The sequence below is a fragment of the Pseudomonas sp. NMI542_15 genome, from assembly GCF_021283425.1.
Taxonomy (GTDB): Bacteria; Pseudomonadota; Gammaproteobacteria; order Pseudomonadales; family Pseudomonadaceae; genus Aquipseudomonas; species Aquipseudomonas fortuita.
In genome coordinates, this window is the sequence record NZ_JAJSRO010000003.1 from 15,212 (window position 1) to 30,852 (window position 15,641).

A 15,641-nucleotide genomic window follows, 5' to 3' on the forward strand; every position below is an offset into this window, starting at 1 on the left:
TCATGGCCCAGGCCAGGAGAAAATTGCCGGAAAGCCGCTGGCATCCGCCGCGGTCATCGGGTGAGCCACCAGAAAACCCTGCACATACTCGCAACCATTGGCCTTCAGCCAGGCCGCCTGGGCCAGGGTTTCAACACCCTCGGCGATCACCGTGATGCCGTAGTCGGCGCACAGGCCGATCACACTGCGGACCAAGGCAGCATCCACCGCCGAATCAGGCAAGCGCGCCACCAAGTGGCGGTCGAGCTTCAAGGTGTCGATCGGCAAGTCACGCAGCATGCGCAACGAACAGTCGCCTGCGCCAAAATCGTCCAGGGCCACACGTACCCCCAGCTCACGCAAGCGGTGTATCTGCTTGATAGCTGCATCAATGTTGTACATCAGCGAGGTTTCCGCGACTTCCACCTCCAGCTGCGCCGGGTCAAGCTGGTAAAGCTGGATCACCCGCTGCAACTCTTCGACCAGGCCGGGCATGACAAACTGCGCGCGGCTCAGGCTGATGCCGAGCACAAGGTCTGCCGGGAAGCGTTCGTACCAGGCCTGGCGCTGGGCCGCCCCTTGGCGGTAGATCCAGCTGGCCAGGCGGTTGATCAGGCGTGCTTCTTCCAGCAACGGAATGAACAGCCCCGGCGGTACGTCGCCCACGCTGGGATGCTGCCAGCGCAACAAGGCCTCGAAGCCACGCAGACGGCCATCAATGAAAGACACTTGCGGCTGATACACCAAGGTGAAATCCTGCTGTTCGATGGCGGTGCGCACACCGTCTTCCAGCATCAGCCGCGAGCGCGCCCGGCCGTTGAGCTCCTGGTCGTAGAAACGGTACTGCTGGCGCCCAGCCTGCTTGGCGGCGTACATCGCCGCATCGGCTGCGCGCAGCAGGCCTTCGACATTGGCTCCGCAGTCCGGGTAGGTGGCAATGCCGATGCTGACCCCAAGGCACACATCAAGCCCTTCGATCTGGTGGCTGATCGAAATACGCTCAAGCAATTGCTCGGCATAGCGCCCGGCCTGTTCGGGATAGGGCAGGCTGTCGAAAAGCGCGGTGAATTCATCCCCTCCCATCCGTGCCAGCAGGGCCTGGCTGCCCAGGCAATCCTTCAGTTGCTCGCCCACCCAACGCAGCACACGGTCACCGGTGTCGTGGCCCAACGAGTCGTTGATGCGCTTGAAGCCATCCAGGTCCATGTACATCAATGCCTGCGCCTTGTCCGAGCGCTCGTTGCGCAGCAACGCACCTTCGGCAGCCTGGTAGAAACCACGGCGGTTGAGCAGGCCGGTCAGCGGGTCGGTGACGGCCTGATATTCCAGCTGCTGGTGCAGGTTGCGCACCACCGACATGTCCAGCACGGTGACAACCATGGCCTGCTGGTCCGCCGGCAACGGTGCGCAGGACAACGCCACCGGCACCAGTTCGCCATCGAGGGTACGCAACTGAGCATCATGCACGCGGAAAATACGCCGCCCGAGGTAGGCCTGGTAGAAGTCAGACTCCGCCCACAGGCTGGCACTGGCCAGTTGCACGAGGTCGAGCAGGTGTACCCCCTGAAAATGCTGCACCGGGGCCGCCAGCAAGCGCGAAATGGCCGGGTTGGCAAAACTGATCACGCCCTGGGCATCCACCACCAGAATGCCCTTGGCAGCGTTCTCCAGGACCGACGCATTGAACGCCCTGGCTGCCTCCAGCTCGCGGGTCAGGCGCTGCAGCATGCGCCGGTTGCGCTGCTGGTCGAGCAAGGCCTGGACCTTGGGCTTGAGAATTTGCGGGTCGAACGGTTTGAACATGTAGTCCACAGCGCCGCTGGCGTACCCTTTGAGTACGGCCGCTTCGGACTGTTCGTTGGCGGTGAGGAATATGATCGGTGTCAGCCGGGTGCGCTGGCTGCCACGCATAAGCCGGGCGACTTCGAAACCATCCATCTCCGGCATCTGTACATCCAGCAACACCAGGTCGACATCGTGTTCGAGCAACGCACTCAAGGCTTCCGTCCCCGAGCTTGCCGTCAACACCTGCCAATCCTGCCGGGCCAGCAACGCCCGCATGCTGATGAGGTTCTCGGGGTAGTCATCTACCACCAGAAGGACCGAGCTGCCATCCAGTGGCTGTGGTTGAACTTGAGCTTGAGCGCCATCCATGCTGCTTCTCTGTTATGTGACCGACTTCAAAATACGGTTGGATCCATGAGTACTCTAGCCCTGAGGTGTCAACACGCAATGGAATCAGAACGCTATCAGTGGTTCAACTGTACGGTAGCCGACTAACGGTCGGTTTGCCGGAATTATGTTCCGCCTTTTTGTTGCCCATAAAAAAACCCGCATCGCTGCGGGTTTTTTTACTGCTGCCAGTCGATCAGTTGACCTTGGCGGCTAGCTCACCTTTCAGGTAGCGCTGGTACATGCCTTCCAGGGAGATCGGCTTGATCTTCGAGGCATTACCGGCAGTGCCGAAGGCTTCGTAACGGGCGATGCACACGTCACGCATGGCCTTGACGGTTTCACCGAAGAACTTGCGTGGGTCGAACTCGCTCGGGTTTTGCGCCATCAGGCGACGCATTGCACCGGTGGACGCCAGGCGCAGGTCGGTGTCGATGTTGACCTTGCGCACGCCGTGCTTGATGCCTTCGACGATCTCTTCGACCGGGACGCCGTAGGTTTCCTTGATGTCGCCGCCGTACTGGTTGATGATCGCCAGCCACTCTTGCGGGACCGAGGAAGAACCGTGCATCACCAGGTGGGTGTTGGGGATGCGCTTGTGGATTTCCTTGATGCGGTCGATGGCCAGCACGTCACCGGTAGGTGGCTTGGTGAACTTGTAAGCACCGTGGCTGGTACCGATGGCGATCGCCAAGGCGTCCACCTGGGTCTTCTTGACGAAATCGGCCGCTTCTTCCGGGTCGGTCAGCATCTGGCTGTGGTCCAGCACGCCTTCGGCACCGATGCCGTCTTCTTCACCGGCCATGCCGGTTTCCAGCGAACCCAGGCAGCCCAGCTCGCCCTCAACCGAAACGCCGCAAGCGTGCGCCATGGCAACGGTTTGCTGAGTAACGCGGACGTTGTACTCGTAGTCGGTCGGGGTCTTGCCGTCTTCACCCAGCGAGCCGTCCATCATCACCGAGCTGAAGCCCAGCTGGATGGAGCGCTGGCAAACGTCAGGGCTGGTGCCGTGGTCCTGGTGCATGCACACCGGGATGTGCGGGAATTCTTCGATGGCGGCCAGGATCAGGTGACGCAGGAACGGGGCACCGGCGTATTTGCGGGCGCCGGCCGAGGCCTGGACGATCACCGGGGAGTCGGTCTTGTCAGCCGCTTCCATGATGGCGCGCATCTGCTCGAGGTTGTTGACGTTGAAAGCTGGTACGCCGTAACCGAACTCGGCGGCGTGGTCCAGCATCTGGCGCATGCTAATGAGTGCCATTGTGTATCTCTCTCCCGACAAGCGTCGTTTGTTTCGTGCAAGCCTGCCGCAGGGGCGGTTGCTGTTCAAGTAGTGTGGGCCATTCACGCAGCCCGGCCAGTCACGGTGCCTTGCAGCCCCGCCCAATCAGATCGTTGGTTGCCACCCAGTACACCAGGCCTTCTTCGCCCTTGGTGTGGAAGGCCAGCATGCCATCGCTGTACAACGCACCCGAAGCACCCGGCTCGGACTTGAGCCGGTAGACCTGATCACCGCCGCCAAGGCGCACGTCGACCTGGTCGCGTTGTGCATCGGCGAAGCGCCACAGCACTTCGACCTGGGTGTCGCAGACCCAACGGGTCCAGTTGTCTGCCGGGGCGGGTGGCGCCGGCTGCAGCAGTGAGCATCCTGCCAGTGTCGCCAGGGCCGTTACGGCCAAAAGCGCTTTCATTACAATTCCTCTAGATGACCACAGAGCAGCCGCTTGGTTGCCTGGCCCGACGAAACGCGGGGTCATGGGCAACCCGGCGCCTTGCGCTGGTGGTCTTCGTCGTACTTTTCCAGGCCTTCCGGGCCTACGCGCTTGCTGATGACCGGCACCGTTTCGGCCTGCCACTCGGACTGGTAGCAACCACCCTTGGGCGGATGCGCCGGGTCGCCATCCGAGGCCGGGCTGCCGGAGCAGGCGCTCAGCAGGCCAGCCAGCATCATCACAGGCAATTGCTTGACCATCAGGCCACTCCCTTTGCCAAGCGCCGACGTCATCAGGCTTTGGCCCGCTCTTCCAGGATTGCTACCGCTGGCAGGACCTTGCCCTCGACGAACTCGAGGAAAGCACCACCACCGGTAGAAATGTAGGAGATTTGCTCGCTAACGCCATATTTGTCGATGGCGGCCAGGGTGTCACCGCCACCGGCGATAGAAAACGCTGCGCTCTCGGCAATGGCTTTGGCCAGCACCTTGGTGCCGTTGCCGAACTGGTCGAACTCGAACACGCCGACCGGGCCGTTCCACAGGATGGTCTTCGACGACTTCAGCAGCTCAGCGAAGTTGGCCGCGGTTTGCGGGCCGATATCCAGGATCATGTCGTCGGCAGCAACGTCGGCAATAGCCTTGACGGTAGCTTCGGCGCTCTCGGCGAACGCCTTGGCAACCACCACGTCGACTGGCAGCGGTACACTGACCTTGGCGGCGATGGCCTTGGCGGTGTCTACCAGGTCCGGCTCGTACAGCGACTTGCCCACCGGGTGGCCGGCCGCAGCCAGGAAGGTGTTGGCAATACCGCCACCGACGATCAGCTGGTCGCACACACTGCTCAGGCTGTTCAGCACGTCCAGCTTGGTAGACACCTTGGAGCCGGCAACAATGGCCGCCATCGGCTTGGCCGGGGCTTTCAGAGCTTTGCCCAGGGCATCCAGCTCGGCCGCCAGCAGCGGACCGGCAGCGGCAACCTTGGCGAACTTGGCCACACCGTGGGTCGAACCTTCGGCGCGGTGAGCGGTGCCGAAAGCGTCCATGACGAACACATCGCACAGGGCAGCGTACTTCTGCGCCAGCTCGTCGGCGTTCTTTTTCTCGCCCTTGTTGAAGCGCACGTTCTCGAACAGCACCAGCTCACCGGCTTGTACCGCGACACCGTCCAGGTAGTCGGCCACCAGCGGCACATCACGGCCCAGGGCCTTGCTCAGGTAGTCGGCAACCGGCTTGAGGCTGTTCTCGGCAGAGAATTCGCCTTCGGTCGGGCGGCCCAGGTGCGAGCAGACCATTACCGCCGCGCCCTTCTCCAGCGCCAGCTTGATGGTCGGCAGCGCTGCCAGGATACGCGCGTCGCTGGTTACCACACCGTCCTTCACAGGCACGTTGAGGTCTTCGCGGATCAGTACGCGCTTACCTTGCAGGTCGAGGTCGGTCATCTTCAACACGGTCATGAATGCAGTCCTTCAGGGCTGTTTGTTGCGGGTTGGGTGAACGACGTGCAGAAAGTGTTCGGCAACGTCGAGCATACGGTTGGCAAAACCCCATTCGTTGTCGAACCAGGCCAGCAAGTTCACCAGGCGGGGGCCGGAAACACGGGTCTGGCTGGCATCGACAATCGCCGAATGCGGGTCATGGTTGAAATCACAGCTGGCGTGCGGCAACTCGGTGTAGGCCAACAAGCCTTTCAGCGGGCCTTCCAGCGCGGCCTCGCGCAACACCCGGTTGACCTCGGCCGCGCTGGTGTCCCGGGCGGTCTGCAGGGTGATGTCCAGGCACGAGACGTTGACGGTCGGTACACGTACCGCTTTGGCCTGGATTCGCCCGGCAAGTTCCGGGAGCAGGCGCTCGATGCCACGGGCCAGACCAGTGGACACCGGGATCACCGACTGGAAGGCCGAACGCGTGCGGCGCAGGTCTTCGTGGTGGTAGGCGTCGATCACCGGCTGGTCGTTCATCGCCGAGTGGATGGTGGTGATCTGCACGTATTCGATGCCGAACGCCTGGTCCAGCACACGCAGCAGTGGCACGCCGCAGTTGGTGGTGCACGAGGCATTGGACACCAGGCGCTCGCTGCCGGTCAGGCACGCCTGGTTGATGCCGTAGACCACCGTGGCATCGACGTCGGCTTCACTGGCCATCGGTTGCGAGAACAGCACGCGCGGCGCGCCGGCGTCGAGAAAGCGCTGGCCATCAGCACGGGTGTTGTAGGCACCGGTGCACTCCAGCACCAGGTCGATGTCCAGCGCAGCCCAGTCGATGCCTTCGGGGGTGGCACTGCGCATAACCTTCACGCAGTCGCCATTGATATGCAGACAGTCACCGTCGACTTTCACCTCGCCGGGGAAACGCCCGTGGGTGGAGTCGAAGCGTGTCAGGTACTCAAGGCTGGCCTGGTCGGCCAGGTCGTTCAGCGCGACGATCTCGAACCCGGCCTTTGCCCCCCGCTCGACCAGCGCGCGCAGGACACAGCGGCCGATGCGGCCATAACCGTTGAGTGCAACTTTGTAGGGACGCAGGTGGGGCATAGGTAGCTCTTGAACTCCGGCAGTTGAACGGGGCCGCCATGCGGCCCATTCGCGACACAAGGCCGCTCCCACAGAGAACGGCATGCGCAATACCCTGTGGGAGCGGCCTTGTGCCGCGAACGAGGGCCAACGGCCCTCGCCTTCCTTGTATCAGTCTTCCAGCAGCTCTTCGGCAGTACCGAGGATGTTTTCCAGGGTGAAGCCGAACTCTTCGAACAGTGCCGAAGCTGGCGCCGACTCACCGTAAGTGGTCATGCCAATGATACGGCCTTCCAGGCCGACGTACTTGTACCAGAAGTCGGCGTGGGCAGCTTCGATGGCGATGCGCGCACCCACTTCCAGCGGCAGCACGGACTGCTTGTAGGCTGCATCCTGAGCGTCGAACACGCTGGTGCTCGGCATCGACACGACACGCACCTTGCGGCCTTGCTCGGTCAGTTTGTCGAACGCCTGAACAGCCAGGCCCACTTCCGAACCGGTGGCGATCAGGATCAGCTCAGGCTCGCCAGCGCAATCCTTGAGCACGTAACCGCCACGGGCGATGTCGGCGATCTGCGCATCGCTGCGCACCTGATGCTGCAGGTTCTGACGCGAGAAGATCAGCGCCGACGGGCCGTCCTTGCGCTCCAGAGCGTGCTTCCAGGACACGGCGGATTCCACCGCATCGGCCGGGCGCCAGGTGTCCAGGTTTGGCGTGCTGCGCAGGCTGGCCAGTTGCTCGATCGGCTGGTGGGTCGGGCCGTCTTCGCCCAGGCCGATGGAATCGTGGGTGTAGACGTGGATCACGCGCTGCTTCATCAGGGCAGACATGCGCACGGCGTTGCGGGCGTATTCCATGAACATCAGGAAGGTCGCGCCGTAAGGCACCAGGCCACCGTGCAGGGCAACGCCGTTCATGATCGCGGTCATGCCGAACTCGCGCACGCCGTAGTACATGTAGTTGCCATTGGCATCTTCATGGCTGACGCCCTTGCAACCTTTCCACAAGGTCAGGTTGGAGCCGGCCAGGTCGGCCGAGCCGCCCAGCAATTCCGGCAGCAGCGGGCCAAAGGCGTTCAGGGTGTTCTGGCTGGCCTTGCGGCTGGCAATGGTCTCGCCCTTGGCCGCGACTTCAGCAATATAGGCAGCGGCTTTTTCTGCGAAGTCGGCCGGCAGCTCACCGCTCAGGCGGCGCTTGAGTTCGCTGGCCAGCTCCGGGAAGGCAGCGGCATAGGCATCGAAACGCTGGTTCCATTCGGCTTCAGCCTTGGCACCGGCTTGCTTGGCGTCCCACTCGGCGTAGATGTCGGCAGGGACTTCGAACGGACCGTGGTTCCAGTTCAGTTCCTTGCGCGCCAGGGCGATTTCGTCGTTGCCCAGCGGAGCACCGTGGCAGTCTTCCTTGCCCTGCTTGTTCGGCGAACCGAAACCGATGATGGTCTTGCAGCAGATCAGGGTCGGACGGTCGCTCTTGCGGGCGGTCTCGATGGCGGTACGGATCTCGTCGGCGTCGTGGCCGTTGACGTTGCGGATCACCAGCCAGTTGTAGGACTCGAAACGCTTCGGCGTGTCGTCAGTGAACCAGCCTTCCACTTCACCGTCGATGGAAATGCCGTTGTCGTCGTAGAAGGCGACCAGCTTGTTCAGGCCCAGGGTGCCGGCCAGCGAGGCGACTTCGTGGGAAATACCTTCCATCATGCAGCCATCGCCCAGGAACACATAGGTGTGGTGGTCGACGACGTTGTGGCCTTCACGGTTGAACTGGGCGCCCAGTACTTTCTCGGCCAGGGCAAAGCCCACGGCGTTGGCCAGGCCCTGGCCCAGCGGGCCGGTGGTGGTCTCGACACCCGGGGTGTAGCCGAACTCCGGGTGGCCCGGGGTACGGCTGTGCAGCTGGCGGAACGACTTGAGGTCATCGAGGGTGACGTCGTAGCCGGTCAGGTGCAGCAGCGAGTAGATCAGCATCGAGCCGTGGCCGTTGGACAGCACAAAGCGGTCACGGTCGGCGAAACTCGGGTTGCTCGGGTTGTGCTTCAGATAGTCGCGCCAAAGCACTTCGGCGATATCCGCCATGCCCATGGGGGCACCTGGATGGCCGCTGTTGGCCTTTTGCACGGCATCCATGCTGAGGGCACGAATGGCGTTGGCACGTTCACGACGGCTGGGCATCGCTGATCTCCTGGGGGCTTGAATAGGTAGTGTTACGAAAAAGGCGGCCATTTTCGCCCACTGGGGGGGCTTGGGGCAATGACGTATGGTCGCAGTCGGGGGATTTTCCTGTGATTGGCATTCAATTCGGGGCAAAACCGGGTTAACCGCCCCGCCCATCACCCAATATCAAAACTTTTTGATATTGGCCTTGCTAGGGCATCGATGCCTGTCTAGACTGCCGCCCCATGAACCTGCGTGCGCAATCGAACCCCGAGCAACACGAAACATTGGCCGCCTTGTGCAAAGCCAGTGGGGACGCGCTGCGACTGAATGTATTGCGCGCCCTGGCCAACGACTCGTTCGGCGTGCTGGAGCTGGCGCAGATCTTCGACATCGGCCAGTCGGGCATGAGCCACCACCTGAAGGTGCTGGCCCAGGCCGAGCTGGTGGCAACGCGCCGCGAAGGCAACGCCATCTTCTATCGCCGCGCACTGCCCGACAGCCTGCGCCTGGGCGGTCGGCTGCATGCGGCGCTGCTCGAAGAAGTCGACGAGCTGGCCCTGCCGCCGGCCGTGCAGGCGCGAATAGCCCAGGTGCAACAACGCCGCGCGGTTACCAGCCAGGATTTCTTCCTGCGCGTGGAAGAGAAGTTTCGCGCACAGCAAGACCTGATCGCCGGGCTGCCGCAGTACCGCGAAAGCCTGCTGGCGCTGCTCGACAAACTGCATTTCGACCCGGCCGCCAGTGCCCTGGAGGTCGGCCCCGGGGACGGTGGCTTCCTCCCCGACCTGGCCCGGCGCTTCGCCCGGGTCACCGCGCTGGACAACAGCCCGACCATGCTCGAACTGGCGCGCCAGGTCTGCCAGCGCGAGGGGCTCGACAACGTGAACCTGCAGTTGGCCGATGCACTGGGTGCAACGGATGTGGCCGCCGACTGCGTTGTGCTGAACATGGTGCTGCACCATTTCAGCGATCCGGCCCTGGCCTTGCGCCAGCTGGCCAAGCGGGTGAAGGCAGGCGGCAGCCTGCTGGTCACCGAGTTGTGCAGCCATGACCAAGGGTGGGCGCGGGACGCCTGCGGCGACCTTTGGCTTGGCTTTGAACAGGACGACCTGGCCCGCTGGGCCAACGCTGCCGGGCTGGCCCATGGGGACAGCCTGTACGTGGGCTTGCGTAACGGTTTCCAGATCCAGGTCCGCCATTTCCAGCGGACGGCTGGCGACATACACCATCGGTAAATTTCAGGAACCTTCGAGATGAGCGAATACTCCCTTTTCACCTCCGAGTCCGTGTCCGAAGGGCATCCGGACAAGATCGCCGACCAGATTTCGGACGCCGTCCTTGATGCCATCATCGCCCAGGACAAATATGCCCGCGTAGCGTGCGAAACCCTGGTCAAGACCGGTGTCGCCATCATTGCCGGCGAAGTCACCACCTCGGCCTGGGTCGACCTGGAAGACCTGGTGCGCAAGGTCATCATCGACATCGGCTACAACAGCTCCGACGTCGGCTTCGACGGCGCCACCTGCGCCGTGATGAACATCATCGGCAAGCAGTCTGTGGACATCGCCCAGGGCGTGGACCGCTCCAAACCTGAAGACCAGGGCGCCGGTGACCAGGGCCTGATGTTCGGTTATGCCAGCAACGAAACCGAAGTACTGATGCCGGCACCGATCTGCTTCTCGCACCGTCTGGTTGAGCGCCAGGCCGAAGCGCGCAAGTCCGGCCTGCTGCCGTGGCTGCGCCCGGATGCGAAGTCGCAGGTCACCTGCCGCTACGAAAACGGCAAGGTGGTCGGTATCGACGCCGTGGTGCTGTCGACCCAGCACAACCCTGAAGTCTCGCAGAAAGACCTGCAAGAAGCCGTGATGGAGCTGATCGTCAAGCACACCCTGCCTGCCGAGCTGCTGCACAAGGGCACCCAGTACCACATCAACCCGACCGGCAACTTCATCATCGGTGGCCCGGTGGGTGACTGTGGCCTGACCGGCCGCAAGATCATCGTCGACTCCTACGGCGGCATGGCCCGCCATGGTGGTGGTGCGTTCTCCGGCAAGGACCCGTCCAAGGTCGACCGTTCCGCCGCCTATGCCGGCCGCTACGTAGCCAAGAACATCGTTGCCGCCGGCCTGGCCGAGCGTTGCGAGATCCAGGTGTCGTACGCCATTGGCGTGGCCCAGCCGACCTCCATCTCGATCAACACCTTCGGTACCGGCAAGGTCTCCGACGACAAGATCATCCAGCTGGTGCGCGAGTGCTTCGACCTGCGTCCGTACGCCATCACCACCATGCTCGACCTGCTGCACCCGATGTACCAGGAAACCGCTGCCTACGGCCACTTCGGCCGCGAGCCGCAGCAGAAGACTGTCGGCGACGACACCTTCACCACCTTCACCTGGGAGCGCACCGACCGCGCCCAGTCGTTGCGTGACGCTGCCGGCCTGTAAGCTTCCTACAGCACCAGGCGAAAGCCCCTGCCGAGCAATCGGCAGGGGCTTTTTTGTGACATATCGGCTGACAATCGCGCGGGGGCAAGCGCCCGCGAACCTGCCTAGGCTGGAGGGCCCACCCGCCATGCAAGGATGCTGGCCATGCCGTATCTGCTGTTGTTCACCCTGCTATTTACGCTGAACGCCCCATTGGCCAGGGCTACCTCATGCCCTGACTGGAACCCGCAACAGGCCGAGGCCGAAGTTGCGCAGCTGCGCGCCACGCTCACCCGATGGGACGAGCACTACCATCGCCAGGGTGTTGCCCTGGTCGCCGATGAACTGTACGACCAAAGCCGCGAGCGCCTGAATCACCTGCAGCAGTGCTTCGCGGTTGGCAGCAGCCCCTCCCCTTTGGCCAGCGCTCGTGGCCCGGTCACCCACCCCGTGCCGCATACCGGCGTCGACAAGCTGGCAGACCGCCAGGCCGTAGCGCGATGGATGGCCGGCAAGACCGGCGTGTGGGTACAGCCCAAGGTCGACGGTGTTGCAGTTTCCCTCACTTACCAGCAGGGTCGATTGGTGCAGCTCACCAGCCGGGGTGACGGTGTACATGGCCATGACTGGAGCCGACACATTCCACAACTGGGCGCAGTCACCCGACAGTTGCCCATGCCGATTGACCTGCACTTGCAAGGTGAGCTGTATCTGCGCCTGAACGAACATATACAAGCCAAGGCAGGCAGTACCAACGCCCGCGGCACTGTGGCCGGGCTGCTCGCACGCAAGCAACTGACCGCCGAGCAAGGGGACACTATCGGCCTGTTCGTATGGGGCTGGCCGCAGGGCCCCGACCAACAAGCCGAACGCCTCGCACAGCTCGCGCACCTGGGTTTCCCGGATAGCCAGCGTTACAGCATCGCCATCGACACGTTGGAAGATGCAACGCACTGGCGTGGGCACTGGTACAACTCCCCCCTGCCCTTCGCCACCGACGGCGTGATCCTGCGCCAGGGCCGCCGGCCGCCCGCCAAGCGCTGGCAGGCCAAGGCACCGTACTGGATCGCGGCCTGGAAATACCCCTATGTACAAGCCTTGGCCGAAGTGCGCGACGTGCGCTTTCGGGTTGGCCGCACCGGCAGGGTCACGCCCATTGTGCAGGTACAGCCGGTAACCCTCGATGACCGGCGCATTTCCCAGGTAAGCCTTGGCTCGCTGGCGCGCTGGCAAGCCTTGGACATCCGCCCCGGCGACCAGGTGGCCATCAGTCTTGCCGGGCTGACCATTCCACGCCTGGACCACGTCGTGCACCGCGCTGTCGAGCGCCAGCCACTGGCCGCGCCTGCACCCGACCAGCATCATGCCCACAGCTGCTGGCAGGCCAGCGAAGGCTGTGAAGAGCAATTCATCGCCCGGCTTACCTGGCTTGGCGGAAAACAAGGCCTGGCCTTGCCGCGTACCGGGCCCGGCACGTGGCGCCGGCTGGTCGAAGCGGGCTTGGTAACATCAATGACCGATTGGCTGCATCTTGATGCCGAGCGCCTGCAGCAGGTACCCGGCATAAGTAGCCTGACGGCCGCACAGCTGCTGGGCAGTTTCGACCAAGCACGCTCACGGCCATTCGATCTGTGGCTGCGGGGCATTGGCGCGCCCGTCAGCAAGCATCTGCAACTGACGGGCGACTGGGCAGAGCTGGCTTCACGCAGTGCCGGGCAATGGCAAACCGTGCCCGGCATTGGCGCAAAACGCTCGCGCCAACTTGTGGATTTCTTCGCGGCCCCTGAGGTGCAGGCCATTGCTGCACGGTTGGCGAAAACCGGCATAGAGGGGTTCCCCGCTAGCCCCCAGCGCATTGAGCAATGATTTTTTACCATTTAGCTCGTAGGAAAAACCCGAGATTCAAGCCGAAAACCTCACCAAGGGTTCCTAAATGGGCAAAACCAAGGCAGGATTTCCACCAACTTTTGCTGCCCCGCCCCGTTCAGGAGGCTTTTCATGAAACGCATTTCGACTCTTTTCCTGCTCGCATCACTGGGTTTGGCTGCGGGAGCTGTACAAGCGGCCCAGCCGGACCCAGGCCTGACCGGTTGCGCCGCCAAGCGCAGCGCCATCGAGAACCAGTTGAAAATCGCCCGCGACCACGGCAACAGCGACCAGGTCGCAGGGCTGGAGGAAGCACTGCGTGGCGTGGACAACTGCACCGACGCGAGCCTGCGCAAAGAGCGTGAGCAGAAGGTGCTGGATGCACGTCACGAAGTGGTGCAGCGGGAAAAAGACCTGAAGAAAGCCGAGAAAAAAGGCGACGCGGAGAAGATCAACAAGCGCAAGGACAAGCTTGCCGAATCGCGTAAAGAATTGCAGAAAGCGGTAGACGATCTGGATCACTGACAGCGATTTGCGTTGCCCTTACTGGCCTCATCGCCGGCAAGCCAGCTCCCACAGGTATCACACTGCCCTCAATTACTGCGCAGTACCTGTGGGGGCTGGCTTGCCGGCGATGAGGCCACAGCAGGCCATCAATGATTACGAAACTCGGTATGGCACGCCTTGCACGCCGCTTCGACCTTGTCCATCGGCGCTTTCAGCTGTGCAGCGTCCAGCGGCTGGCTGCGGCTGACATCGACCAGCTCGCCCGTAACGCTTTCCAGCTGCCGGGCCAGTTCATGAAAGCGCGCCTGGCGCTCCCATACCGCTGCGCGCGCGGCGCTATCACCGCCATCGCGTACCTCGGGGAAGTGCTGCCAGGGCTGGTGCGAAAGGCTGTCCAGCTTCAGCGCGCCATCGGCAAACTTCAGCCCGTCGAACGGCAGCCGGCCACGCAGCATACCGCCCAGGTCTTCGCTGGTCTTGAGCATGTCCTTGAAGATTACCTTGCGCTTGCCCAGCGGCGAGTTCGGGTCAACCCGGTCGCAACCGCTCAGGGCCAGGGCTGCCAGCAGAACAACGGTCAATCGCTTCAACATCACGCTCACTTCGGCCTACGCAAATGGGCGGCCAGTATCGCCGTCCAAGGGCCAAACACCAATAGCCACATAAAAAACAGGGGCGAATCTTCATGTTCGCCCATGACAGGAATGCACACATGACATCTGCCTTGCGCCACCTGGCCTGGACACTTCCGGTGCTGGCGTTGCTGGCCGGCTGCAACGGCGGCGAGACCGCCAAGCCCGAGCCCCACGCCATCGCCACTTATGCTCCGGCCACATTCAAAGACCTGCCCGCAGTCAGCGACGAAGACCTGCTGGCCGGTTTCTACGCCTGGCGCAACGGCTGTGAGAAACTCAAGCGCGACCCAGTGTGGGCCGCCACCTGCGAAGCGGCCGGCAACGCCACGGCGAGCGCCGCCCAGGTACGTACATTCCTTGAACAGAACCTGCAGGTATACGGCCTGCGCTCCGCCGAGAACAAGGCCAACGGCCTGATTACCGGCTACTACGAGCCGGTCTACCCCGGCAGCCTGAGCCAGTCAGCGACCAACCATGTGGCGGTCTACGGCATTCCTGATGACATGATCGTGGTCGACCTTGCCAGCGTGTACCCCGAACTCAAGGGTAAACGCCTGCGCGGCCGGCTTGATGGCCGGGTGCTCAAGCCATACGACACTGCCGAAGTGATCAACCGTAACGGCGTCAAGGCACCGGTGCTGGCCTGGCTGACCGACCCGATGGACCTGCAATTCCTGCAGATCCAGGGTTCTGGGCGGGTACAACTGGAAGACGGCCGTCAGCTGCGCCTGGGCTACGCCGATCAGAACGGCCACCCCTACCGGCCGATCGGCCGCTGGCTGGTGGAGCAGGGTCAGTTGAAAAAAGAAGACGTGAGCATGGGTGCCATTCATGCCTGGGCCCAGGCCAATCCGCAGCGAGTACCGGAACTGCTGGCCAGCAACCCCAGCTATGTGTTCTTCAGCACCCGCCCGGACAGTAACGAAGGCCCGCGCGGTTCGTTGAACGTACCGCTGACAGCGGGCTACAGCGTGGCCATCGACCGCAAGGTGATTCCGCTGGGCAGCCTGTTGTGGCTTTCCACCACGCGCCCGGACGGCTCGCCAGTGGTGCGCCCGGTGGGTGCGCAGGACACGGGAGGGGCGATTGCGGGTGAAGTGCGCGCCGACCTGTTCTGGGGCACCGGGCCGGAAGCCGGCGAGCTGGCGGGGAACATGAAGCAGCAGGGGCAGATCTGGATGCTCTGGCCTAAAGGCCAGCCACTACCTGAGGTACCTAAGGTACCTTGATCGGCGGTGGATTCTTCGCGGGCTCGCCCGCGAAGCAGGCAACGCGGTTTCAGATGGAAACCACGAAGAACGACACGATAATTGCCAACCCGGCAAACCACACCAGCGAGCGCAAGGCCGCCCAATCGGCCAGGTAGCAGATGATGTAAAGCAAGCGGCTGGTGATGTACATCACCCCCAGCACATCCTGCGTCACCTGCTCGGCATTGCCGACGATATCCGCCACCAGTACCGCAGCAGCAAACGCCGGGAACGCCTCGTAGCCATTCTGCTGCGCTGCATGGGCCCGCCGCGGCAAGCCCGACAAGGTATCAAGGAAAGCGCGCGGGTCGTGATTGTCCTTGAGGCCAAACCGGCCGCTGGCCACTTTGGCGATCAAGGCACACAGCGGGTTCAGCATCAGCGCGATCAGGATGCACCACAGGGCAACGGTCATGCTCAGGACTCCTTGTTCG

General features: G+C 62.9%; 14 protein-coding genes. 5 read left to right on the top strand and 9 right to left on the bottom strand.

Features of this window, described 5'->3' with window-relative positions; translation table 11 throughout:
* The 7 genes from LU684_RS06120 to tkt all read right to left on the bottom strand — a co-directional run bounded on the left by LU684_RS06120 (position 1) and on the right by tkt (position 8,541).
* On the bottom strand, positions 1-2,133 hold the full coding sequence (locus tag LU684_RS06120) for a putative bifunctional diguanylate cyclase/phosphodiesterase (protein WP_232894263.1): 2,133 nt from the start codon (positions 2,131-2,133) through the stop codon (positions 1-3).
* Between the two features lie 214 nt (positions 2,134-2,347).
* Positions 2,348-3,412: a class II fructose-bisphosphate aldolase gene (gene fba / locus LU684_RS06125; protein ID WP_016501943.1), complete on the bottom strand. Its 1,065-nt coding sequence runs from the start codon at positions 3,410-3,412 to the stop codon at positions 2,348-2,350.
* 100 nt (positions 3,413-3,512) lie between these two features.
* Entirely contained in the window at positions 3,513-3,842 is a 330-nt protein-coding gene (locus LU684_RS06130; protein WP_016489510.1) for an MliC family protein, read from the bottom strand.
* Positions 3,843-3,904: 62 nt separating this feature from the next.
* Complete coding sequence (locus LU684_RS06135) at positions 3,905-4,156, bottom strand: hypothetical protein (RefSeq protein ID WP_016489511.1); 252 nt, start codon at positions 4,154-4,156, stop codon at positions 3,905-3,907.
* Positions 4,156-5,319, bottom strand: coding sequence for a phosphoglycerate kinase (locus LU684_RS06140; RefSeq protein WP_016489512.1), 1,164 nt, complete (start codon positions 5,317-5,319; stop codon positions 4,156-4,158). The genes LU684_RS06135 and LU684_RS06140 overlap by 1 nt, the downstream gene beginning before the upstream one ends.
* A 12-nt stretch (positions 5,320-5,331) precedes the next feature.
* Positions 5,332-6,393, bottom strand: coding sequence for an erythrose-4-phosphate dehydrogenase (gene epd, locus LU684_RS06145; protein ID WP_023046981.1), 1,062 nt, complete (start codon positions 6,391-6,393; stop codon positions 5,332-5,334).
* A 150-nt stretch (positions 6,394-6,543) separates the two neighbouring features.
* The gene (gene tkt, locus LU684_RS06150; RefSeq protein ID WP_023046980.1) at positions 6,544-8,541 is read right to left on the bottom strand and encodes a transketolase; all 1,998 of its coding nucleotides are present in this window, start codon (positions 8,539-8,541) and stop codon (positions 6,544-6,546) included.
* Positions 8,542-8,768: 227 nt separating this feature from the next.
* On the opposite strand from tkt, the gene LU684_RS06155 reads away from it, so the two are divergent.
* The 4 genes from LU684_RS06155 (at position 8,769) to LU684_RS06170 (ending at position 13,340) form a co-directional block, all read left to right on the top strand.
* The gene (locus tag LU684_RS06155; RefSeq protein ID WP_016489515.1) at positions 8,769-9,761 is read left to right on the top strand and encodes an ArsR/SmtB family transcription factor; all 993 of its coding nucleotides are present in this window, start codon (positions 8,769-8,771) and stop codon (positions 9,759-9,761) included.
* Positions 9,762-9,779: 18 nt separating this feature from the next.
* Positions 9,780-10,970 carry a methionine adenosyltransferase gene (metK, locus tag LU684_RS06160; protein WP_016489516.1) on the top strand — a complete coding sequence of 397 codons (1,191 nt, stop codon included), beginning with the start codon at positions 9,780-9,782 and terminating at the stop codon, positions 10,968-10,970.
* 144 nt (positions 10,971-11,114) lie between these two features.
* Entirely contained in the window at positions 11,115-12,815 is a 1,701-nt protein-coding gene (gene ligB, locus LU684_RS06165; protein ID WP_024717353.1) for an NAD-dependent DNA ligase LigB, read from the top strand.
* A gap of 132 nt (positions 12,816-12,947) precedes the next feature.
* Entirely contained in the window at positions 12,948-13,340 is a 393-nt protein-coding gene (locus tag LU684_RS06170; protein WP_023046978.1) for a DUF1090 domain-containing protein, read from the top strand.
* Positions 13,341-13,468: 128 nt separating this feature from the next.
* Here LU684_RS06170 and LU684_RS06175 read toward each other — a convergent pair whose 3' ends face one another.
* Entirely contained in the window at positions 13,469-13,915 is a 447-nt protein-coding gene (locus tag LU684_RS06175; RefSeq protein WP_016489519.1) for a c-type cytochrome, read from the bottom strand.
* A gap of 119 nt (positions 13,916-14,034) precedes the next feature.
* On the opposite strand from LU684_RS06175, the gene mltA reads away from it, so the two are divergent.
* Positions 14,035-15,186 carry a murein transglycosylase A gene (mltA, locus tag LU684_RS06180; protein WP_016489520.1) on the top strand — a complete coding sequence of 384 codons (1,152 nt, stop codon included), beginning with the start codon at positions 14,035-14,037 and terminating at the stop codon, positions 15,184-15,186.
* A 49-nt stretch (positions 15,187-15,235) separates the two neighbouring features.
* Here the strand turns inward: mltA and LU684_RS06185 are convergent, their stop codons facing one another.
* Positions 15,236-15,622 carry an MAPEG family protein gene (locus LU684_RS06185; RefSeq protein ID WP_016489521.1) on the bottom strand — a complete coding sequence of 129 codons (387 nt, stop codon included), beginning with the start codon at positions 15,620-15,622 and terminating at the stop codon, positions 15,236-15,238.
* Positions 15,623-15,641: the final 19 nt, after the last annotated feature.